This window comes from Dyadobacter sp. 22481, assembly GCF_052044875.1.
Lineage (GTDB): Bacteria > Bacteroidota > Bacteroidia > Cytophagales > Spirosomataceae > Dyadobacter > Dyadobacter endophyticus.
The window spans coordinates 400,005-422,483 of the sequence record NZ_JBQENV010000001.1; the positions used below are offsets into that span (position 1 = coordinate 400,005).

Annotated in this window: 16 protein-coding genes; 14 read left to right on the top strand and 2 right to left on the bottom strand. The window is 50.0% G+C overall.

Features of this window, described 5'->3' with window-relative positions; translation table 11 throughout:
- The first annotated feature begins 5 nt into the window (after positions 1 to 5).
- The 13 genes from ACTJJJ_RS01500 to qhpG all read left to right on the top strand — a co-directional run bounded on the left by ACTJJJ_RS01500 (position 6) and on the right by qhpG (position 18,862).
- Positions 6 to 134 carry a hypothetical protein gene (locus ACTJJJ_RS01500; protein WP_440701234.1) on the top strand — a complete coding sequence of 43 codons (129 nt, stop codon included), beginning with the start codon at positions 6 to 8 and terminating at the stop codon, positions 132 to 134.
- Positions 135 to 146: 12 nt separating this feature from the next.
- A complete protein-coding gene (locus ACTJJJ_RS01505; protein ID WP_440701235.1) occupies positions 147 to 494 on the top strand; it encodes an NIPSNAP family protein in 348 nt (115 codons plus the stop codon).
- A 94-nt stretch (positions 495 to 588) separates the two neighbouring features.
- Positions 589 to 2,880, top strand: coding sequence for a TonB-dependent siderophore receptor (locus ACTJJJ_RS01510; protein ID WP_440701236.1), 2,292 nt, complete (start codon positions 589 to 591; stop codon positions 2,878 to 2,880).
- A 306-nt stretch (positions 2,881 to 3,186) separates the two neighbouring features.
- Positions 3,187 to 5,259, top strand: a complete 2,073-nt coding sequence (locus tag ACTJJJ_RS01515) for an ATP-binding protein (protein WP_440701237.1) — start codon at positions 3,187 to 3,189, stop codon at positions 5,257 to 5,259.
- Positions 5,260 to 5,353: 94 nt separating this feature from the next.
- Positions 5,354 to 5,947 carry an FMN-dependent NADH-azoreductase gene (locus tag ACTJJJ_RS01520; RefSeq protein WP_188931411.1) on the top strand — a complete coding sequence of 198 codons (594 nt, stop codon included), beginning with the start codon at positions 5,354 to 5,356 and terminating at the stop codon, positions 5,945 to 5,947.
- Between the two features lie 10 nt (positions 5,948 to 5,957).
- Positions 5,958 to 6,305, top strand: a complete 348-nt coding sequence (locus ACTJJJ_RS01525) for a YciI family protein (protein WP_426295097.1) — start codon at positions 5,958 to 5,960, stop codon at positions 6,303 to 6,305.
- Positions 6,302 to 7,543 carry an RNA polymerase sigma factor gene (locus ACTJJJ_RS01530; protein WP_440701238.1) on the top strand — a complete coding sequence of 414 codons (1,242 nt, stop codon included), beginning with the start codon at positions 6,302 to 6,304 and terminating at the stop codon, positions 7,541 to 7,543. The genes ACTJJJ_RS01525 and ACTJJJ_RS01530 overlap by 4 nt, the downstream gene beginning before the upstream one ends.
- Positions 7,544 to 7,787: 244 nt before the next feature.
- On the top strand, positions 7,788 to 9,743 hold the full coding sequence (locus ACTJJJ_RS01535) for a sigma 54-interacting transcriptional regulator (protein ID WP_440701239.1): 1,956 nt from the start codon (positions 7,788 to 7,790) through the stop codon (positions 9,741 to 9,743).
- A gap of 29 nt (positions 9,744 to 9,772) precedes the next feature.
- Positions 9,773 to 12,046: a histidine kinase dimerization/phosphoacceptor domain -containing protein gene (locus ACTJJJ_RS01540; protein ID WP_440701240.1), complete on the top strand. Its 2,274-nt coding sequence runs from the start codon at positions 9,773 to 9,775 to the stop codon at positions 12,044 to 12,046.
- Positions 12,047 to 12,275: 229 nt separating this feature from the next.
- Positions 12,276 to 13,754 carry a ferritin-like domain-containing protein gene (locus ACTJJJ_RS01545; RefSeq protein WP_440701241.1) on the top strand — a complete coding sequence of 493 codons (1,479 nt, stop codon included), beginning with the start codon at positions 12,276 to 12,278 and terminating at the stop codon, positions 13,752 to 13,754.
- 37 nt (positions 13,755 to 13,791) lie between these two features.
- Positions 13,792 to 16,032: a hypothetical protein gene (locus ACTJJJ_RS01550; RefSeq protein WP_440701242.1), complete on the top strand. Its 2,241-nt coding sequence runs from the start codon at positions 13,792 to 13,794 to the stop codon at positions 16,030 to 16,032.
- Positions 16,016 to 17,380: a radical SAM protein gene (locus tag ACTJJJ_RS01555; RefSeq protein ID WP_440701243.1), complete on the top strand. Its 1,365-nt coding sequence runs from the start codon at positions 16,016 to 16,018 to the stop codon at positions 17,378 to 17,380. Before ACTJJJ_RS01550 ends, ACTJJJ_RS01555 begins: the two co-directional genes overlap by 17 nt.
- A gap of 6 nt (positions 17,381 to 17,386) precedes the next feature.
- Positions 17,387 to 18,862, top strand: a complete 1,476-nt coding sequence (qhpG, locus tag ACTJJJ_RS01560; protein WP_440701244.1) for a flavin-dependent monooxygenase QhpG — start codon at positions 17,387 to 17,389, stop codon at positions 18,860 to 18,862.
- A gap of 15 nt (positions 18,863 to 18,877) precedes the next feature.
- Here the strand turns inward: qhpG and ACTJJJ_RS01565 are convergent, their stop codons facing one another.
- Together ACTJJJ_RS01565 and ACTJJJ_RS01570 are read right to left on the bottom strand one after the other, a co-directional pair.
- Positions 18,878 to 21,085, bottom strand: a complete 2,208-nt coding sequence (locus tag ACTJJJ_RS01565; RefSeq protein WP_440701245.1) for a BspA family leucine-rich repeat surface protein — start codon at positions 21,083 to 21,085, stop codon at positions 18,878 to 18,880.
- 130 nt (positions 21,086 to 21,215) lie between these two features.
- Positions 21,216 to 21,641 carry a hypothetical protein gene (locus tag ACTJJJ_RS01570; protein WP_188931400.1) on the bottom strand — a complete coding sequence of 142 codons (426 nt, stop codon included), beginning with the start codon at positions 21,639 to 21,641 and terminating at the stop codon, positions 21,216 to 21,218.
- 151 nt (positions 21,642 to 21,792) lie between these two features.
- Between ACTJJJ_RS01570 and ACTJJJ_RS01575 the strand changes: the two genes are divergently transcribed.
- Entirely contained in the window at positions 21,793 to 22,401 is a 609-nt protein-coding gene (locus ACTJJJ_RS01575; RefSeq protein ID WP_229221813.1) for an RNA polymerase sigma factor, read from the top strand.
- Positions 22,402 to 22,479: the final 78 nt, after the last annotated feature.

Consider the following 22,479-nt stretch of genomic DNA (forward strand, 5'->3'; position numbering starts at 1 on the left):
TTCACATGCAACGAAGGAAATTTATCCAATCTTCACTTGCGGCAACGACCGTCGCCGTCAACCCCGCATTAGCCCATGAAAAATATCAGGCACAAAAAGAAGTGTATGAATGGCGTGAATACGAAATGCGTTAAGGTTGGCCCGCTTTGACGTTACCATCGGGCGCATCCCGGGTATTTGAATTACGGACGTATGAGGCGGCCAATGAAGACGCTCTGAGAAGAAAAATCAAGATGTTCCATGACGGAGAGTTTCCCATATTTACCAGGGCGAAATTGAATCCTGTATTCTTTGGAGAAGTAATTGCAGGCGACAGGATGCCCCGGCTCACCTATATGCTCACATGCAGCAGCATGGAAGAGCGCGACAAAGGGTGGTCTGCCTTCGTAGCCGACGCGGCATGGAAGAAATTGGTAGGGGATCCCCAATACGCCAACACTATTTCGAAAATCAGTAACACTTTTTTGGCCCCAACAGCCTATTCACAGGTGTAGACCGACACTCCCGATTTCTTCCGGCTTGCAATCGAACCGGAAGTTTCTCTATATTTGCTATTATTTATAATAAGTCCAAATTAAATATAAGCAAATGTCGAGATTTATATTGCTATTTTTGTTGCTTTCGGTAGAGGCCTATGCGCAAACCGGGACGATCAGGGGCACGGTGACTACTTCGGACGGTAAGCCTGCCGAATTTGTGAATATTGTGCTGGAAAAAACGGCCAGGGGAGCCGTCGTGAATGAGGAGGGGCAGTACGTGATCCACAAAGTTTCTGCCGGAACCTACACGATCACAGCGAGTTTTACAGGGCTTATCGCACAGAAAAGTACTGTAACCGTCACCGCCGGGGAAACCAGTTCGGTGGATTTTACGCTTGCCGAAGATAACCGGCAATTGCAGGAGGTGGTCGTTCGGGACGATAGCCGGCTTATGAACAAGGAAACCGAATATGTGGCGCGGATGCCTTTGAAGAACCTGGAAAACCCGCAGGTTTACAACGTGGTGGGGAAGGACCTGATTAAGGAACAGCAGATGACCGACATTAAGGACGTCTTTCGTGCTGCGGCCGGTGTTGCTCCTACCGAATACGTGACCGGCAGTTTTGCCGTCGTGTTCAGGGGATTCACGAACTTCGATTATGCCCGGAACGGGATGGCGACGTCGGTTTACAGGACGGGAACCGAAATCGCGAATCTCGAACGGGTCGAATTGATCAAGGGCCCGTCCGGTACGCTTTTCGGTTCGCAGGTATCCACTTTCGGCGGAGCGATGAACCTGGTTACCAAGAAACCATATGCCGGTTTCGGGGGCGAAGTATCTTACAGTATGGGCAGTTTTAACCTGAGCAGGGGTACTGTCGATCTCAATACACCGCTGAATAAGGAGAAGACGGTGCTGTTGCGGTTCAACGCTGTGAACCACCAGCAGAACAGTTCGAATGAATATGGTAAAAACAGAAGGTATGTCATTACCCCGAGCCTTTATTACCAGGCCAGCGAACGCCTTTCGTTTCTTTTTGATTTTGAGTATTTCAAGAGTAATGCCACGCGCCTGTCCTACACGATTCTTTTTGCTGATCAGGTGCCATTCAAATCCACAAAGGATATTCGGCTGGGTTTCAAAAAATCGTTCTTCGAAAATGATTTGCTCAGCGATGCGCAAGCGACCAAATATTTTGGACAGGCCAAATATCAGATGGGTAAAAACTGGACTTCCACAACGGGCGTTTCTTATGTGAACGAATTTCTGAATAACAGCTTTCAGCCTTATGTTAACTGGATCAGCGCCGATACGGCTGTAACGAGCATCAGGCTTTTCGGGCCAAGGGAAAGGACTTACGCCAATGTCCAGCAGAATTTCAACGGAAGTTTCAATACGGGCAGGTTTCACCATAACCTGTTGATTGGGGCCAGTTACGAGTACAATGACGAAACACTGACTTACCGGGCATTACCGCTTGATAAAATCAATATCAACGACCCCTTCCAAAAAGTGAGCCTGAGCAGGGTGAACAGCATTCTAGCCAATCCTTCAACCGTTGCGTCGCACGACGCTTACGGAGGAAATGCTTTCGGCGTATATGTTTCTGACGTTATCAATTGGACGGATCGTCTATCGACGATGCTGAGCTTGCGCTATGACAGGTTCGAACAAACTTATGAAGGCGGTTTTGTTCAACCGTCGCTTTCTCCAAAGTTGGGCGTTGTATATCAGGTGGTAAAAGACCAGGTATCCCTGTTCGGTAATTTTATGAATGGCTTTCGGAACCAGGGGCCAGTTGAACAACCCAACGGCAGCCTGTTTAAACCTAAACCGGTATTTGCCAATCAATTGGAAGGAGGCATAAAAGCCGAATTGCCAGGAAATAAACTGGGCGGAAGCGTAAGCTATTATTATATTGGTATTGATAATGCATTGCGTACCGACGATGCGCAATATAGTTTTCAGGATGGCCAGCAGGTAAGCAAGGGCTTGGAAGTCGAACTTACTGCCAATCCGGTAGCCGGGCTTAATATCGTAGCCGGATATGGCTTCAATGAAAACAAATTCGTGAAAGCCGATGTGTATGAAGGCAAGTTCGAAACACAGGCGCCACAGCATATCGCCAATTACTGGCTTAGCTACCGTTTGCCCTTCCCGACTCTTAAGGGTATTGGCTTAGGTTTTGGCGGCAATTATGTAGGTGAATCATATTTTAATTCCAGCAATACCTACGCAATTCCGGCCTACCACACGATAAATGCTACCGCTTTTTATCAAAAGGAAAAATGGAAGTTCGGGCTGAAACTTAACAATATTACCGATGTGGAATATTGGGACTCGGTCGGAAATCCGCAGTTTACCAGAAACTTTGTGGCCAGTTTTTCTTTCAGATTCTAAGTATTAAACGCATCATCCTGGTTATCATACAAAGGCCGGCAGTGGTCCCCGTCGCGGAGGACTCTGCCGGCTTTTTCAGTATCGTACGCTCCCATCCGGCTCCCAGTGTCACCCCGCGGCGCATTCGGCTCGTTCCCATCGACTGAATTTTTTCTACAATTTTTCCGTACGAATTGTGTAGATTTTTGCTGACTTTTCAATCTTGATATATCCACAGAAGACTGGCCTCCGTGGATGAATTGTACAAAACGCATTATTGTTTTGTATCTCCTGGTATCGTTATAGAGGTAAATCGATCTGAAAACGATGAGTAATCCATCTTCCCTATTGTTGCCCTCCTTTCAATGTAGGATTATTCTGATTTTCCTGGTTTTGGCCGGATGCCTTGCAGGATGCCGGAAATCGGAAAAAAGCGAGCGTCACGTACAACTGAAAGTGTGGATCGACAGCCTCGACAGGCACTCGCGGGAGATGGGTATCCCGAAAGCAATAGCCAGGCTCGATTCGTTCATGGCTACCCAGGAGGATAAAAACGTTCATGACAGTATCCTCTATTATAAGTTCATGAAGGTATTAAGTCACCGCGATTCTACCCTGGAACACAACGCGTTGATCTATACCGATAGCCTGCTTCATCTGTTCGCCCCCGAACACGTCCGTCTGGAAAATCCCAACGATTATTCGAAAGCATTGCTTTTAAAGGGAGATGATTTATTGAAACAAAAAGAATATTATCTGGCATACCGCAACTATTATAAAGGCAAGTCATTTTTGACATCGATTGGTGAAATTTGCGAATGTGCGCGTTACAGCAGCAGAATCGCAACCATTTCTTTTAAGGAAGAAAACTATTACCAGGCTATTGAATACTGGAAGCAGGAATTAAAGGAATTGTCGGAGTGTAGGGAAGCGGATAATTTTCAATTGGAATTTATTGAGAAGCAGGGAAGCATGCGAAATATCGGAACTGCTTACCTGCACCTGAACGACCCGGCCATGGCGCTTGATTACTTTAATCAGGCAAGTAAATTCGTCAGGCAGAACGCGGCCCGGTTTCCCCGTGAGAAAAATTTTATCCGGTTTGCCCGGATTGTCATTTTAAGAAACCAGGCGGAAGCTTATGCTTTGAAGGGTGATAACCGGACCGCCGAAAAATTAATCAAAAAATGCCTCGAACACGACCCGAATATCGATTGGTCTGTGGAAGTAGAGCAGGAATCCCGTCAGATATTGACGCAGATTTACATTGATACGCAACAGTACGACAAAGCGCAGGCCGAGCTGGACACGCTTCGGCGCCTGCCTGGTGCTGTAAACAATGCATTCAAATACAACTCATTTCAGCGAATGCAAGCCTCTATTTTGTATGGCCGCGGGGATTATAAAGAGGCTGGCAAATTGTTACTGGCCGAACTCGAAAACGAGCGCATTGCTAAACTGAAAAGAAATATAGCAACTAAAAGTAATGTCGGGCGGCTTTTGCAACAGGTTCAGCGCGAGCATGAAATAGAACTGGCTGCCGGGAAAGACGCGCGGGAAGATTTGATCCTCCGGTTTTCGATACTGATTTCCTTCGCTATGGCCGTGATCGTTTACCTGATCTGGCGAAATGCCCGAAAAAAAGCAATGAACCTGCGTGCCGTAACCAAATTGAATGGAGAGATCACGCAAAGTAATATCGCGCTGCTGGATACGGTCAATGCATTGGAACAATCCGAAATCGATAAGGAAAATATGTTACGGATCGTGGCGCATGATTTGAGGAACCCGATCGCCGCGATGATCTCGGGTTCAGATGTGCTTTTCTGGGACCAGCCTCCGTCCGAAGAGCAGGCCATGATCATCGAGGCCATTCAGCAGTCCGGCCAGCTGGCGTTTGGGCTGATCGGCCAGATATTGCAATCGGAAACGGACAGGAAAAAGATCGTTAAGAATGAGGAGGACCTGGCGGAAATAGTTCAGTCTTGCATTGATATGCTGAGTTACAAGGGCAAGGAAAAGCGCCAGACGATCTATTACGATTACGAAAAAGCGATGGTAGCCGTTGACAGGGAAAAAATCTGGCGCGTGTTTTCCAATTTGCTTAGTAATGCGGTCAAATTTTCCCCGTCGGAAAGTGCCATAAAGGTGAACCTGAAAAAGCGTTCGAACCAGGCGCTGCTTAGTGTGCAGGATCACGGCATTGGGATTCCCGAAGATCTTCAGGGGCACATCTTTCATTCTACCAACGATGCCCGGAGAGTAGGCACCGCCGGAGAACAATCCTTCGGGATCGGGCTTTCGATTTGCAAGCAGATCGTAGAAGCACACGGAGGGAAAATCTGGTTTGAATCGGCGAGCGGCGCCGGAACGACATTTTTTGTGGAATTGCCTGGCTAAATGAAAATTTTGCCGATACCTCCCTCTTTTTTTCAGTGAGCTGTCCCCATTGACGAACGCCGGTCGTCATCTGCCCAAAATCATCAATAACAATATGAAAAGGGCATTACACATTACATCAAGTGCGCGGGGCGGACAGTCGTACAGCCGGGGCCTCAGCACGGCAATTATCAATAAGCTGGTTTCCCGGAACGAAGTAAGTACCGTCGTAGAGCGCGACCTGACCCAGTCACCGCCGCCGTTTTTGGATGAAACGCTGATTTGGGAGTTCTACAAACAGGCCGGCGCGACAAATGGGGAAGAGCGGCAACTGCTGGCCTATGCCGATGGGGTATTCAACGAGATAAACCAGGCCGATATTATCGTTCTCAGTACACCCATGTATAACCTCGGGATGTCGGCCCTGTTGAAAGGCTGGCTCGATCAGCTGGTACGGGTAGGGCTTACCTATAAATTCAACGACGACGGCTCAAAATCGGGGTGCTTGACAAACAAGAAGGTATATTTGGCCATCGCATCGGGCGGAAAACTGGCGTTCTGGCCGGAAGGTTACGAGTTTATAGAATCACATATAAAGGCCGTGTTCAGTACCTATGCGGGCATTACCGATGTCTCGACATACAGGGTTGAAGGCACAGCCATGCCGGGTGTCGCGATCGACTACGAAGAAATTATTCAAAGCCTTTAACCGACAGAATATGAAAGAGTTTATGTTGATTTTCAGGATAAAAGATATAGCCGACTTTAAGCCAACGCCGGAGCAAATACAGGAACGACTGAACTGGCTCGCGGGTATTGCGGCACAAAACAAGCTGGTCGACCAGGGTAACTCTCTCTCACCTTTTCCCGGAAGTGCTAAAACTGTGCGCCCCGACAACGAGGTGACAGACGGCCCTTACACGGAGATCAAGGAGTTTATCGTAGGCTATATCATCGTCAGGGCTGAAACCATTGATGAAGCGGTGGAAATGGCGAAGGAAAATACGATCTTCAAACTTGGGGGAAATATCGAGGTGAGGGAAGTTATAAAGCATAAGTTGCATTGACCGGACAGCAATTCAGGAATAATGGCCTGCTGGGAGACCTTTTCAGGCAAGAATACCCGAAGATGACGGCTGTACTATGCCGTCGGTTCGGATTGGAGCATATTGAAATTGCGGAAGACATTATCAGCGATGCGTTCCTTAAAGCATCCGAATACTGGGCCGTCCACGGCGTGCCGGAAAACCCGGCCGCCTGGCTTTATACTGTCGCCAAAAACAAGGCCAAAGACCACCTCAAGCGCATTTCGCTTTTCGAAACCCGTATCGCCAGTCAGATTAAACCCGACGAGGAAGAGGCGGAATCCGATTTTGGGTTCGGGAGCGGCTATATCGGGGACAGTCAGCTGGCGATGATCTTCGCCGTCGGCGATCCGGGTAATTCGGCGCAGAGCCAGATTTGCCTTGCGCTTCAGATCCTTTGCGGTTTTAGTGTGGAAGAGATTGCCAATGCTTTCCTGACCAACCTCGAAACCGTCAAAAAGCGCTTGTACCGGGCTAAAACCCAGCTTCGTGACAGCCGATTTCAGATCCGGACACTGAGCGCGGCCAGTATCCAGTCGCGGCTGGACACGGTATTGAAAACGCTGTACCTGTTGTTTAATGAAGGTTATTTTTCCAAAACCAATGACCAGTTGATCCGGAATGAACTTTGTGCCGAGGCAATGAAACTGGCTTTGATGCTGACGGACAATCCGTTGACAGACAACGCACAAACAAAAGCGCTGCTGGCCCTGATGTGCTATCAGGGATCACGGCTCGAAGCGCGTGCCGCCGACACAGGCGAAATGGTCCTTTTTGAAGAGCAGGACCAAAGCCTGTGGAATCAGGAACTCATCGAAAAGGGGAACTACTACCTTGTAAATGCCTGCCAGGGCAACGAGGTATCCAAATATCACCTCGAAGCGGCGATCGCCTATTGGCATGCGCATCCCGCCTCCCCCGATCGATGGAGGCGTATCCTGCAACTGTATAATCAGCTCATTCTCATTGAATACTCGCCGATTGCTGCATTGAACAGGGCTTTCGCGCTGGCCCGGGTGTATGGGCACGGGAAAGCCATACTGGAAACCGAAAAGCTGGGGCTGACCGGTAACGACCAGTATCACAAGTTATTAGGTTACCTGTACGAAGTGACGGATGTCGGCAAAGCCATAGATCATTACCGCCTGGCTCTACAACTTACCAGGGCCAGCCCGGCGAAACAGGTTCTGGAAAGAAAAATTGAAGCGCTGAATAAGTAGCATCGCTTCGATGCGGGACACCAATTGTGTTTTTGCCGAAATATCGTCAATTGACGAATCAATTGACGATATTTCGGGAGCGCATGCAATGTCGGCAGCACACCGGCGACGATAGGCGTGTGATAAATGGCTTAGGATCAGTAGGAGATGAAATAATTTGTGTTTCTACTGGCAGCGGGCACGGTTTTGCATGACTGTTTGCTTCAAAAAACCGCTTGATTCTCTTCCTTACAAACATAGCTGCATGAAACGAAAGATACTGATCGTTGAGGACCTGTTCGTTGAAGCAAACCACCTCCGGATTATGCTGAAACGTGCCGGCTACGAGGTAACCGGTATCGCCAGGACGTTTGAAGAGGCCGTTAGCCTGATCCGCCAGCACCCGCCCGGGATCGTTTTGCTCGACATTTTCCTGGCCGGCAAAAAGACCGGGATTGATCTTGCCGGCGTCTTGAACCAGCAGCATATCCCATTCCTGTATCTATCCGCAAATTCCAGCGAGGAAGTGCTTAAACAGGCCAAAGCAACCAGGCCGAGCGGCTTTATCGTGAAGCCGTTCCGGGAAAAGGATTTACTGGTTTCGCTTGAAATCGCGGAATACCTGCATGAAAACAGCAGTGAATCACAGCTGAGGCAGGAGGCCAACTTTCAGCTTGAAGTAAAGCAGCTCCTCCAAAGTGAAAATGAATGGGCAGGGCAGATGTTGGGGATTGTTAAGGCGTTGCAAAAGCTGATTTCTTTTGACTATGCCGCGGTAGGTTTTATGGGAACCCGGCATTTGCCCTTCAACGCCCTGCATTTTCTGCGGACCGGTTTCGACGAATATCAGGTAATGGATTCGGAGGGCATTCAGACCGTGTGGAACATACGGAAAGATGAGATGGATGCATTATTGAAAGCTACTCCTGTGGACCCGCGCACGCAATTTTATAACGATGAGCGATTTAGGGAAATGGCATCGGGCAACTCCATCAGAAAACTGGTAGCCGCAAAATTCGGAATGCGATCTAACCTGACCATACCATATCCGGACATCTCGATGGACGGTCAGTTTTTCTTCATTTCCCTGTACAGCCGGCGACCGGACGCGTTCAGTGGGAATGACCTAGAACTTTGCGACCGGATCCAGGCACCGCTCGAACACATCGTAAAGGAAATGGCCGGCAGGACGTCGGCGGCTTTTCCTCAGGTACGATTGGGTAAATCCGTAGGGATTGTCGCGGGGAACCGGGATGCAGAGAATTCGTTCAAAGGCATGATCGGCCAGAGCCACTTGCTCCTGAACGTATTCAATCTGATCAACCAGGTGGCAGAGACCGACACCTCGGTTCTGGTAACGGGCGAAAGCGGCACGGGAAAGGAGCGGGTCGCTGATAATATTCATTCGCTGTCGTCGAGGAAAAATAAGCCGTTTGTAAAGGTAAACTGCGCAGCCCTGCCGATCAGCCTGATCGAATCCGAGCTGTTTGGCCATGAAAAAGGAGCTTTTACAGGTGCAACAGCAAAGCGCATCGGGCGGTTTGAGCAAGCGAATGGCGGCACGATATTCCTGGACGAAATTGGCGACATGCCTGCCGAAATCCAGATGAAGTTGCTGCGCGTCCTGCAACAGCGCGAAATCGAAAGGCTGGGTGGGACGGAAACGATCAAAATCGATATCAGGGTGATCGCTGCAACCAACCGTAACCTCGAAAGGGCCATCGCCGAAGGGAAATTCAGGCTCGATCTCTATTACCGGCTGAACGTTTTTCCCATCGTCATGCCGTCGCTACGTGAGCGACGCGACGATATAGAGCTGCTCGTAAACCACTTCATCGGCTATTTCAGCCGTAAAATCGGGAAGGCCGTCGGCGGTGTATCCGAAAAAGTACTAAAAGCCTTAACAGATTACGACTGGCCGGGTAACATCCGCGAATTGGAAAATGTGATCGAAAGAAGCGTTTTGTTGGCCAGGAGTAATATCATCGACCAAATATCTTTACCGGCCAACAGTACGCCCACGAATGAACCCAGTACGCCGGAGCCGACATTTAAAAACATTTTCGAAAATGAACGGGACCATATCATAGCGGTGCTAAAAGCCTGTGAAGGAAGAATAAGCGGAGAAAACGGGGCGGCAAAAGTGCTGGCAATTCCCGCCACTACATTGGGTTCGAAAATGAAGAAACTGGGGATCAAAAGGCACATCGGAGTCACCTAAAGTTTGACAACGATTAAATAAAACTTTTCATGAAATACATTTATGCGCTGGCAATCGCATTAACTATTGTGGCCCAAAGCGCATGCGCCGAGGGGTACGATCAGGTTGCGCGCTTGCGGGAGCTGAAAACGAAATTGGCAGAGGCGAAAACACCCGTTGAGGAAGCAAAGTGGCTGGTCGAATTGGGTTATTTTTATTTGCTGAAACCTGGTGAAACCAAAGAGGACCTGCAACTTGCCCGCTATTATTGCCATGCAGTTGCCAAATTGAATTACAAATTGCATTCCGATTTGGTGAGCGGTGATATTTTCCTTTTAGATTCTCAGATAGAAAAAGAATCCGGCAATAAAACGGCGGCTATTCAAAAAGTAAATGAGGCTATTAAGCTATTCAGGAAAACCAATAATCCCGATCGCGAAGGCGCGGCGCTGATGGAGCTGCGCCATTATTATCACTGGGATGGCCCGGGAATGGACCAGCGGATCGATATTGTAAAACTGGCGGTAAACCGGTTTGCAGCTGCCGGCGATAAAATTCACGAAGCAAATGCCTACCTGGAACTCGGGGACCTTTACCAGTTGAAGGGCAAACCGGCAGAAGCAATTTCCTGCCTCAGGAAAGCAATTACGCTCTATAAGGAGTCGAAATATGAGGCATTACAGTCGGTATATAACCTGATCGGCCACATCTATACTGTCTCTGGCGATTTAAATAACGGGCTTACTTACGGGCATATGGCCGTGAAGGTGCTGGAAGAAAGGCAGGACACTTCCATTGTGGCAGCAACAACGTACAATCGGCTCGGCGTTACTTATGCCAAGCTGGGACGTTTCGAGACTGCGTTGGAATTTCTGCAAAAGGGGTTGTCATTTGCTATCAAAAATGCATGGGACGATGGCACGGTCGAAATACTGGGGAATATCATTGATACCAGTATTAAAATGGGCGATAAAATGAATGCCCAGATATCCTACCTGGAAAGATTGCTGCAAAAGCATTCGAAAAACATGACTTTGTTTGTTAAATACGAGATCGAAGAAGATCTACGCCTTTTTTTTCTAAAATCCCGTAATGCTCCCAAAGCTTATTATTATTTAAATAAATGCCTCGCCTACGAATCGGAGGGGAAAATTTCGTTCAATGCAAACCTCTATCGTGACGCGGTAGAGTATTACCTGCTGGTCGGAAATATAAAAATGGCCAGAGTATATCTGGATAAATATTCCCTGTTAAAGGAAAAAACTACTGACCTGTCCATCTTGCAGGATTATTATTATGTAAGCTACCGTAGCGATTCAGTTTCAGGGAAATTTAAAAGTGCATTCTTTAATCACCTCAATTATAAAGCGTATAGCGACTCCCTGAACCTTCTCCGGTCGGAGGATGAGTTAAAAGTGCTTGCTGCCCGGTATGATCTCGAAAAAAAGGATGCGGAAATTAAACTGAAATCGGAGAATATTAAACTGCTTGAAAAAGATATCGCAACGCAGGTTGAGTTACTTAGCCGAAGTAACACGACGAGAAATGTGACGATCGTCGCCTTTTTGATTTCATTCCTTTTATTGTTCTCGCTTTTCAGCAGGTGGAAAATCGTTAAGAAATATAGCAACAGCATTGCTCAGAAAAACGCCTATTTGGAGCAACTGGTGCAGGAAAAGGAGTGGTTGATACGCGAAGTTCACCATCGTGTGAAAAACAACCTTCAGATGATCGTCAGCCTGATCGATTCACAGGCTTCTTACCTGAACAACGGCGAATTTGATGCGGTGATGGATAGTAAGCACCGGATTGAAGCAATGTCTTTAATCCATCAAAAACTATATCTGACCGAGAATATTACGACTGTTAACATGCAGGCGTATATGAAAGAACTGGTCATGTATTTGCGCGACAGTTTTGGTTCGATGCATCATATTGCATTTTTAACGGACGTAGATGAGATCAGCCTCGATGTTTCACACGCCATACCGATAGGGTTGCTGCTCAACGAAGCAATAACCAATTCCATTAAATATGCTTTTCCTGAAAGCCGGCCGGGCAAAATAGCGGTTAGCTTTAAATATAAGGTAGGAACTCAGGTAACCCTGATGATCAAAGATAACGGCATGGGGCTGCCGCCCGATTTCGATGCAAGCCAGGTGCAATCTTTGGGAATGAGCCTTATGCATGGATTAGCCACGGAGGTGAGCGGGATACTTCATATCGACGGAAGTGAAGGAACTACCGTCACATTGGCATTTGATTTGCCCAATGTAAACTGGACCAGTGGCCATTCGCCGAAGATCGAATACACTACGATTTGATGACGCTTTCGCCCGGCAAGGCAGGCATTACTTATTTATTTTCTTAAAAAAATAATAGTTTCGTGACGGGTAGGTTACGAAACTATTTGCTTTTTGCTTATAGAATTACTTCGAAGTAGCTTTTTTTAAGCGCCCCACTAAATTCCTTCATATTGCTTTTTCAGTGACCAGTGCACCTTCATTTGGTTTAGGAAATGTATTGCCTACCTGTTACACAAAAATTATCATCATGGACGAAAAACAGTTAAGAAAATCTTTTATTGATCCGGTTCTGGAATGGGCCAGGGCCAATCAGAAACACAAAGAAGTTCGCCTGAAAGGTCTGGCCGATGTGTCGGCAACGGATGCCGGGGCGGATGCTGAAATGCCGTTTGTTGTTCCCATGCAGTTTACCGGAAAAGACTACATCACCATGCTCCTGCATGTCGATGCGGAAATAGAACACGGACTGATGCTGCAATACCTGTATGCGGCTTACAGCATTGGCGGGCCCCAAATTCAGGAGAAGTACAAGGAACGGGTGCATAACTGGAAAAATATCATCCTCGGGATCGCCAAGGAGGAAATGGGGCATTTTATCTCCGTTCAAAATGTGTTGAAAATCATCGGCGCCCCGCTCAATTTCGGCCGTGAAAGCTATCCCTGGGACGTGCCGTTTTATCCGTTCCCTTTCACATTGGAGAAATTTACCCTCGGGTCGCTGGCAAAGTACGTATATGCCGAAGCGCCAGCGGAGTGGCTCAGCAGTGACAACCCGACCGCCAAGGAAATTAATAAAAGCGTGCATGCGCAAGCTTCGGACCCGCATACTGTGGGCGCGCTTTTCAAAGTGCTGCTGCAACTGATCCAGGACCCGGATGTGATCTCCGACGACGCGTTTCAGCCGGGAACCTATCCCTATCAGGCCAAATTTGACGAATGGGGCCGGGGTTATACCGGGGGAGACAGAGGAAGCGCCAATGGCGGCAAATTCACCAAAAGTCCCGACGTGCTGGTAGCGCCGCTGCTGTCCCGCGATGATGCCTACAATGCCCTCGAACAAATCGCCGAGCAGGGCGAAGGCGACGAGCTGGCCTCGGACACGCCATCGCATTTCGAGCGCTTCTTGTTTATATATGAGGAGTTTAAGTCTATATTGAAAGAGTCGGGAGGGGATTTTGATCCTTCATACAATGTCGCCACCAATCCGTATGCGGGCGACCCTGACCATGCGGGCACGGCATCGAACGAACCGGCAGATGAAATGGAGCAGAACGAGATTACCAGCGAGGAAGGCATTTTGTGGGCCGAACTCTTTGATACACGTTATCGCTTACTGCTTAACTTTCTCAATCACAGTTTTCTGCTGGACAATGGCAACAACAACGTCGGCTCGTTTACGCCGCGGGGCCTGATCATCAACTCTACTTTTGGCGAGATGTACAACCTCAGGAGCCTGGCTACCATTCTCGTGCAAACGCCGCTGGCGAAAGGAGGCAAGCTGATGGCCGGTCCGCCGTTTACATCGCCGTACAGTTTCGATCTGCCATTCGGCGAGCACAACCGCTGGCGCCTGCACCGCGATTTGCTCGAAGCGTCGGCCAAGCTCATCGCCAGCCTGAAGGCATTGAAAACGCAGCCGCATAGCCAGTACCTCAATGCATTGCAGGAGATTGACCGGAAGCTGCTTGATGCCATTTCCCAACTTATGCAGGCCGAGCTGGCCTGAGTTCTCAACACATCAAAGCCAAAAACCATTGCCGGATATGAAAATTCTAGCATTAAGAATACTTCCGCCCATCGCGATAGGGCGTTTGGGTGAATCGGACGAGCGAATGGCCGCTTATGGTCTCGAACTATCCAAAGAAAAGCCCCTGGATTTCCGGAAAATCGTACCGGAGCAAACGTTTAATGTGCATCCGTCGACCGGCGAAATAACGGCCTACCAACCGAAAAAAGTACAGTTCAAAGATGCCGAAAGCCTGGACGACAAAACCGGAAAAGCGCACCCGGTCGCCCCGTTTCTTGAAGTGTTTGCCATTACCGACCAGGCACCGGATGCGCTGGTGCCGCTCACGGTCGACTTGCTTCAAAAGGCGGGCCACGAACTGGGAGACATTAGCTGGGACGTTCGTGTGGGCAATATCAAGATATTCAGAAGGACGAACGACGAAAACGACAAGATGTATGCCGACATGGACGACATCCGGTCCCACGAGCTGAAACCGCTGCTTGGAGAATGCCCTAATTTCATCGACGGCAAAACGCTGCCGCTCGGGTATGTGCAATTCATCAAACCAACACCTGATTTTCCTGAAATTCGGTTCCGGTTTACACCCGCCGCCGGGAAGGTATACGGTTCCAGCCTGACCAGGTTCAATAACGGAAAGGAAGAGATCGACCCGGTATTTGCTGGCCGGCGCGAGGACCCTATTTTATATGATATTAAAAAGGGAAAATGGCATGGCTATTCCGAAACGAGTACGCCTAACCCGCTTTATACCAATCCGGCACAGATATTTGCCGGGTATGCGGATAAAAACGGCAACCAGGTAAGCTGGGGTTACCTGGACGATGAATGCGACGGGTTCGTAACGGTGAAGCTCTCCGGGCCGGTGGGCACGGTATTGTCGGCCAATGCGCATATCAGCGCGGGCCCGCCCGCTTACGCGCCCGACACATTGCCGATACGCGTCGTGTCCGACGAGCTGGAACAAATTCTGCTGGGTACGGACATTAAGGAAGAAGTAACGATTGAGGAAGCGGAGGAGATCATACGCCGCGCATTCGAAACGATCCGGTTGATGAACACCGCCATTATGAACGGAAACGCCTACGAAGGCAAACTGAACGTGGCGAGCACGATGGTAAGGCAGAATACCAACGACTTCGGACGCCTCTACGAGCCTATTATGGCCACTTCCCTTGTCGATAATATGGCATTGCAGGTTTTGCACGAACGCGTTTTTGCAGGCCTGAGCACCGGAGCCTCGCCCTGGTTTGCGGACCTGCTCCGCAAGCCCGAGGAAATTGGCGATCTTTCGGCCAAGGCCCTTCGCAAAATGCCCGCGTTGATGCGCGGTGCAGATGGCCGGTCGCTTACGTTTACCTCCCGGCAGATCAACATGGTGATCAAAGCCGCCGCCAGATCGCTTATGCCCGGGGGCGACCTCGCACACATTGCAGACGATGTGCCGCTGGCTCCTGCCAACCTTACCGCCCAGCTGCATTACCGGGGGAAAGGGAATCCCGTCAGCGTCTTGCCCCGGACCGCCATATCCAACTGCTTCCCCGGCCTTGAATTCGATTTCCGGAACCTGTGGCGGAGGGCATTTCAGGGAATTGTATTAATTGAAAACAACAATTACGTGATAGATGCCGATGATGCTTTTAAGCATTTGATCCATCATCGCCTGGTGGCTATCGATGGGAAGCCTACGATGGTCGCTACTTCCGGGCCCGTGTTTCCGGATGGGGATAGCGTAGCCCTGCGCACGGAAGCCAACCCGAACGGCGTATCGTTTATGGAATGGTCCAATTCGATGGTGAATGTCCTGCAAAAACAGGGGCAGCAGGTTGCTTGCTATTTTACGGCTGAAACCAGCACGCATGAAGTAGTTGTGGACCTCAAAAAACTCGATGACCCTGCCCGGTATACCAAGGTAATGCTGACGGTCAATCAGGTTTTCGAAGGCGACAGCGCCGCACTTTCCCACCAGATCATTAAACCCGGTGAACTTACGCAGGGACTTTGCGCCCCGTGGCAGAACGACTACCGCGAATGCGCCTGCTATTACTGGGCAGCCAGCAGGCCCGACTACGTCAATGTCGTTGCCGACGAAAAGGGACTGAGTACCGGCGACAGCTGGATGGCTAAAAAACGCACCGGCAAATACATCCCCGACGACCGGGTCAATACCCGATTGCTTTCCTATGACGACCTGTTCATCAACTGGCAGGGCGAGCTCAACTTTATCGTGGAAGGAAAAGATGCACTTAACAGCTGAAATCGAACCGGCGGTTTCACGACTGGCCGGGACTATTGCCACGCAGTCCCGGCCCAAATCGCCGTCGGCCCACCTGATCAAAGGCGGAAGGCAGTCACAACTTTTCATTCCGAACGGCAGCAGGCTTTACGCCGTGGCGGGCGACATCGAGCAAAGGATTTCCCGCGCACTGGACGCAGGCGATGAAGCAGAATTGCAGGATTTGCTGGTCAGATGTGGCCTGTCCGCGCCCGACTACGTCGATAATACGCCACTGGAAAGCCCCAGGCTGTATGCACTCTCGCTGGCCATCGCGCAGAAATGCAATATGGGTTGTACCTATTGCTACGCCGATCAGGGCAGCTTTGGCGGGCAAGCCAAAAGCATGTCGCTTGATACTGCGCTCCGGGCGATAGACCTGCTGATGGATGAATGCCCCGAGGGAGAAAAAGTACAGCTGACGTTTTTGGGCGGCGAGCCGCTCGCGAACCGGAAAGCGCTGACCGAAGCCACCGCCTATGCCGTTTCCAAAGCCGAAAAAAAGAAAATTAAAGTCGGTTTTTCAATTACCACCAATGGTACGATGGTTACCGAAGCTGACGCCCGGTTTTTTGAAGAATATAGCTTCGCAGTTACCGTGAGCCTGGATGGCATTGGTAAAAGCCACGATTTGCAAAGGCCGATGAAAGGGGGGAAGGGAAGTTTTGATTTGATTATGAAAAACCTGGGGCCATTGCTGGCTATGCAGGGCAAAATGCAGGTTTCTGCCCGCGTTACCGTCACGCCGCGCAACCTTGATTTGCCGGTTATGCTCGATGAATTCATCAGAATGGGTTTTCACAGCGTCGGATTTTCGCCGTTATTAAGGTCGATGAACGGCCGGGACGAAATGGGGAAGGAAGAACTTTCTGTTTTGCTGGAAAACATGATTGCCTGCGGGCTGAATTTTGAGAAAAGCGTCCTGGCAGGCAAGCGATACCCGTTCCTGAATATGGTGAATGCGTTGAAGGAGATTTCAAAAGGCACGCACAGGCCGTATCCCTGCGGGGCCGGTGCCGGTTACATGGGTGTTTCCGCCGACGAGGAGCTCTTTGCCTGCCACCGGTTCGTGAATGAGGACGAAGGCAAAATGGGTAACCTCAGCGACGGCATCGACGCAACTTTACAGAATAACTGGCTGTCGTCGCGCCACGTGGGCAATCAAAGCCCGTGCACGCAATGCTGGGCCCGTTACCTGTGCGGGGGCGGGTGCCATCACGAGGTGATCGCCAAAGGAAGGCTCTCGTGCGACTACATACGCGCGTGGCTGCATTATACGATACAGGCCCACGAGAGGCTATCGCGTCTGGCGCCCGGATGGAACATGTAATGGCTTATGGTTCAGGAATTTGAAATCGTAGTTATCGGTGCCGGCCCGGCCGGGCTTACCGCAGCTATCCGTTTAATGGAAATGGGGCATTCGGTAGCGCTCGTTGAGCAAGAAGCGTTTCCCCGCCCGCAGATCGGGGAATCGCTTTCGCCCGGGGTACGGCATATTTTTGCTTACCTCGGGGCCGGAGAGTTATTGGAAGATGCTCATTACCTGCGCGATATACCGGCAAGGGTCGCGTGGGGCGAGGGCGAGCCTGCCCTGCTGGAAGCGGGACAACGGGGCGCTGGATTGATGGTCGACAGGGCGCGGATGGACGCGCACCTACTGGCATTGGCAGTAGGTAAGGGACTACATGTTTTCCAGCCTGCGAAAGTAGTCGCCTCGTCGTTTCGCAATGATCAGTATGAATTGAAAATACAGTCGGCGGCCGGTAACGAACAGATTACCAGCCGCGTGATTTTAGACGGTCGTGGCCGGAAGGGCGCGCATTCCCGCGAGCGGGTTGAACTGGCCCTGGCGTCGGTCGGTATCTGGACGAACGTTCCTTCCAATGCAATGCCGGCCCGACCCCACGAAACCCGTATTGAAACGGTTGACGAAGGATGGATATGGGGCGCGCCGGTCCCGGGGAACCAGTATCGCATCATGGCGTTCGCGGACCCGGAGTCGGTTAAAGAAAAAGGTCCGGCAAGGGTATTACAGCAAATGCGCTCCAACTCGCGGTTATTTGCACCTTTGGCTAACGATACTTTGAATACGGGCATCAAAAGCTGCGTCGTGAACGCCTACGTGCATACGCGCCCGTGGGACGAGCGATTCATAAAGATCGGCGAAGCTGCATTTGCACTCGATCCCCTATCCTCAACAGGGGTGGAGGCAGCGATGCGCTTTTCGTTGCAAACGGCCATCGCGGTCCATACGATGCTTTCGGACGGAAACCCGGCTGTGGCCAGGACATTCTATGAAAGTAAGCTCGCCGACGCCGTGGCCAGTCATTGCCGCTGGACTTCCGACTATTATGCACAGTCGGGCAAGTTGGAAACGCCGTCCTCTTTTTGGGTAAAAAGAAGAAACTTTCGCCTGGACGACATAACTGTTTCCAATGACTTTACTGCATTGGTAAAACAGCGGTCGACCCGGGAGGACGCGGCACGGGAAGTCAAAGAACCGCCAGCCATCCCCATCGATCCGCTTATCCGTTTTCTTTGGGACAAGCCCGTTCGCTTGTCGGACCAGCTGGCATTCAGCTCCGAATTCGCTGTCACGGGCGACCGGGTCGAAATCCGGCGTGCATTGGTGCATCCTAATCTTTTAAGGCCAATGGTTTACCTCAACCAGATTGAAATACCCCCGCTTCTGAACGCTTTGCACGAAGGTGCAACCTACGGCACCGTTATCGAAACCTGGTGCCGTTATGTCCCGTATACGGAAGTCAAAAAGGTATTAGGCTTCCTTTGGGGGGCGGAAGTTCTTCAATAATGGTTTATTTTAATGCTATCGCTGGATTACAAGCTTCTGCGTTTCCGCCCCGATTTTGACAAAAAATAGTCCGGGAGGAAGCGCATGAATATCAATGGGTGCCGCTGCATTGAATTCTTTTTTCAGTAACAATTTTCCTTCAATATTGGAAATGGATACTTCATTGTTCGTTCCCACATTCTTCACAAATAGTTGGTTTTGAGCCGGATTAGGGTAAATTCCAAACATCGCCGCATGACTTTTGACCGAGATAATACTGGAATACTCGAACGTATGGTCAAAATCGATCTGTTTCAGGCGGTAGTAACTGGTCGGGAATGGGTTTGAGTCCGTAAAATCATATTTCCTCACTTCACTGGCATCCCCGCTGCCGTCGACAAAACCGATTTTTTCAAACTTCCGGGCATCAGCACTCCTTTCGATTTCAAAGCCTGCATTGTTTTCTTCACCGGCTGTTTTCCAGTTTAGTAAAACGGCGTTGCCCTGCTGTTGGCCAGTGAAACTGATCAGCCTCACGGGTAAAGCACAATTCGTCCCGGAAGCCTCATCGTTGTTGATTATCCAGCCCTTGTTGGTGATCAGGTTGGTACGCGCGGCCACCGCATTGGTGCCATATGGTCGTTGGAATGCGCCAAGTTCGAGATCGTTGGGCGTGAGGGCGTTGTTGCTCCATCCGATTAGCGAGGCGCTGTAATTAATGCAGTCCAGTCCACTGTTATTCAGCATACTGCCCAGGTTGACGGCCGCACTGAAAGTCCAGTCGCCGATCTGGTGATTAAAGGCCTTGGCACTGAAAAACATGCTACTCATATCCACCACGCTAGCTACATTCCACCCGCCGATGGCCTGGTTAAATTGAGTTGCACCCTGAAACATGCTCTCCATAGCCATCACGTTGGCGGTGTTCCAGGTCCCGATGGGTTGGTTGAAGGCCGGAGCGCTCAAAAACATCGACGTCATATCCCTGACGCCGGCGGTGTTCCAGGTGCCGATGGGCTGATTAAATACGGAGGCGTCTTGAAACATCCTGTTCATGTTGATAACATTGGCAGTATTCCAGTTCCCGATCGGCTGGTTAAATGCCTTAGCGCCAGCGAACATCGAGCTCATATCCGTCACATTAACGGTGTTCCATATGCCTATGGACTGATTGAAGAGCGTGTCGTTCGCAAACATGCCCCTCATCGTTGTGACTTTTCCGATGTTCCAGCCATTGATCGGCTGGTTGAACTGGCAATGCTGAAACATGAAACTCATATCGGTAACATTGCCGGTATTCCATGTGCCGATCGGCTGATTGAAGGCCGTGGCGCTGTTAAACATAAAGGTCATGCCGGTAACCTTGGCTGTGTTCCAACTGCCGATCGGCTGGTTAAATGCGGAGGCATTCAGAAACATCAGGCTCATATCGGTCACATTAGCGGTGTTCCAGCTGCCGATGGGCTGGTTAAATGCATAGGCGTCCAGAAACATGCCCCTCATATCGGTAACCTTGTCGGTGTTCCAGTTGCCGATGGGTTGGTTAAAGGCCTTGGCGCCAAAAAGCATGCTGTTCATGTTCAATACGTTGGCTGTGTTCCAGCTGCCGATCGGCTGGTTAAATGCGGCGGCATTGGAAAACATACCATACATGTTGGTTACATTCGCTGTATTCCAGGTACCGATGGGTTGGTTGAACACGGAAGCATTTTCAAAGATCGCGCTCATGTTCGTGACGCTGGCGGTATTCCAGGCACCTATATTAGTCGGTCCGGTCAATACCTTGCAGCTGGAGAACATCCGTGCCATGCTGATAACCAGGCTCAGATTGGGCATATCGGTTGCGCTGATTTGCAAATTGGAGCAACCAAGGAACGCTGTCGCCATAGTTGTCCATACGGTCGTTCCCCACTGCCGGACATCAATCAGCCGTTCCGCGTCGCCGCCTACACCGACAATGATGTTACTGAAATTGGTGGGGCTAATACTGACGTCGATCGTAGCACCCGCAGGCAGCCCGGTGATAATGCTTATCGGTCCGGTAAATGTCCCCGAGCCCGAGGCGCTACCCGGCGATACTTCCGCCCAGGAGTAACTGACGGGCCCGGTGGAATTGATTACAAAGTAGAGCTGCGTCAGTCCTGATCCGACATTGGCCAGGTTCCATCGGGTAATAAATTCATTTTGGGCAAATGCCTGGGTGGTTAGCGATAATGCCAGCAGTAAGTAGAACAGTTTTTTCATAATAGCATGGGTGAAGTTTTGAGCGACACCGCAATGCTACCTCAGATCCACCGGAATGAGGTGGAGATTTGTGCCAAATAGGTATAAGCCTGTCCCAGGCAACGGAACAGCACGGATGTAATACCTTCACTCAACGATTTTGGAAGCCATGCACGGCGAACTTGTGCTTTTCAGAGCCATGCCGGACGAACAACGTACCCTTGTACTCCGTCGTCCCGTCGTCAATTCGTTTCGCCTCTTTTACAGCCAGGGTAATGTTATAGTCGGTTGCTGAAAAGTACATCTCGAATCCTTTGGCACTCTTCACGGTCATGGTGTGGCTCAGGAAGATGTTCTTGTCCCCGTCGACAAAAACAGCTTTCTTCAGAAGATCTGCTGAAAAAATGTAATGCTTGTCGGCAAGAGGCACTTGCCGCAGGGCAAAGAAATAGCCGACATTTTCATTCAGGGGACTTTTAACAACCGTTGCGACCAGACGGCCCCCGGCGGTTTGCCAGGCGTCGGCCGCCGGCATCAGAAGGCCCGTAAATGCGAGCCAGAGTGGTAGTGTGTTCATAAGTGGCTGATCGAAAAGTGGTTAAACTGAAAGTGAAGAACAGGTGAGACCATTTTCCTTACAAAAATCGTACCGCGACCAGAAAATGGGGGTGTTTCCCCAAACCGTGAAATTTTTTTGTATTTAAGGTTTTTTATCTTTCACTTTACCGGTGAAAAATATCCAGGCAATGGCCGGCGAACCCACAGATGAAACAAAATGCTGGAAGGAGCTCCTTTCTGGCAGCAAAGAGGCTTATGCGGCAATCTACGGATTGCACGTGAAGGCAATGTACCGTTACGGGATGAGCCTGGTGTCTATTTCCGAGGAGTTCGTCCTAGACTGCATTCATGATGTTTTTGCCGAGATCTGGATCAGACGCGAGCGGCTGACTGTTCCCGACAACATTCGTTCGTACCTGTTTGTTGCGTTGAAAAACAGGATATTGCATTTGCTGAAACGGCAGGAGCGCCCGCATATGTTTGTGCCCCAGGAGAATTTCGAGGACCTGTGGTTCGAATCCTCCGCAGAAGATATCCTCACACAAAAGGAGGAATCGGCAAGCAGGGAGGAACTGCTTACACGCATGGTTGCCCGGCTCCCACCGCGCCAGCAGGAAGCCATCCGACTCCGGTTCGTCGAAAACATGGATTACAACGAAATAGGGCAGGTGCTGGAAGTCAATACCCAGTCGGCGCATAATCTGGTATTTCGCGCCATGGAAAAACTACGTGGCTGGCTTTTAGCGGCATTCTTCATTTTTCAATCCGGCTCCTTTTGAAAATAATATTTTGTAACTCCCGGTACTTTTAAAATTTTTTTAAAATTTATTCAACCTGCCGAGTATGAAAATGAAGTA

Excerpts from the sequence above, each read along its gene's own strand:
- ACTJJJ_RS01500 (WP_440701234.1), top strand. The coding sequence starts at position 6 with ATGCAACGAAGGAAATTTATCCAATCTTCACTTGCGGCAACGACCGTC.
- ACTJJJ_RS01510 (WP_440701236.1), top strand. The coding sequence starts at position 589 with ATGTCGAGATTTATATTGCTATTTTTGTTGCTTTCGGTAGAGGCCTAT.
- ACTJJJ_RS01515 (WP_440701237.1), top strand. The coding sequence starts at position 3,187 with ATGAGTAATCCATCTTCCCTATTGTTGCCCTCCTTTCAATGTAGGATT.
- ACTJJJ_RS01520 (WP_188931411.1), top strand. The coding sequence starts at position 5,354 with ATGAAAAGGGCATTACACATTACATCAAGTGCGCGGGGCGGACAGTCG.
- ACTJJJ_RS01525 (WP_426295097.1), top strand. The coding sequence starts at position 5,958 with ATGAAAGAGTTTATGTTGATTTTCAGGATAAAAGATATAGCCGACTTT.
- ACTJJJ_RS01535 (WP_440701239.1), top strand. The coding sequence starts at position 7,788 with ATGAAACGAAAGATACTGATCGTTGAGGACCTGTTCGTTGAAGCAAAC.
- ACTJJJ_RS01540 (WP_440701240.1), top strand. The coding sequence starts at position 9,773 with ATGAAATACATTTATGCGCTGGCAATCGCATTAACTATTGTGGCCCAA.
- ACTJJJ_RS01545 (WP_440701241.1), top strand. The coding sequence starts at position 12,276 with ATGGACGAAAAACAGTTAAGAAAATCTTTTATTGATCCGGTTCTGGAA.
- ACTJJJ_RS01550 (WP_440701242.1), top strand. The coding sequence starts at position 13,792 with ATGAAAATTCTAGCATTAAGAATACTTCCGCCCATCGCGATAGGGCGT.
- ACTJJJ_RS01555 (WP_440701243.1), top strand. The coding sequence starts at position 16,016 with ATGCACTTAACAGCTGAAATCGAACCGGCGGTTTCACGACTGGCCGGG.
- qhpG (WP_440701244.1), top strand. The coding sequence starts at position 17,387 with ATGGTTCAGGAATTTGAAATCGTAGTTATCGGTGCCGGCCCGGCCGGG.
- ACTJJJ_RS01565 (WP_440701245.1), bottom strand. The coding sequence starts at position 21,085 with ATGAAAAAACTGTTCTACTTACTGCTGGCATTATCGCTAACCACCCAG.
- ACTJJJ_RS01570 (WP_188931400.1), bottom strand. The coding sequence starts at position 21,641 with ATGAACACACTACCACTCTGGCTCGCATTTACGGGCCTTCTGATGCCG.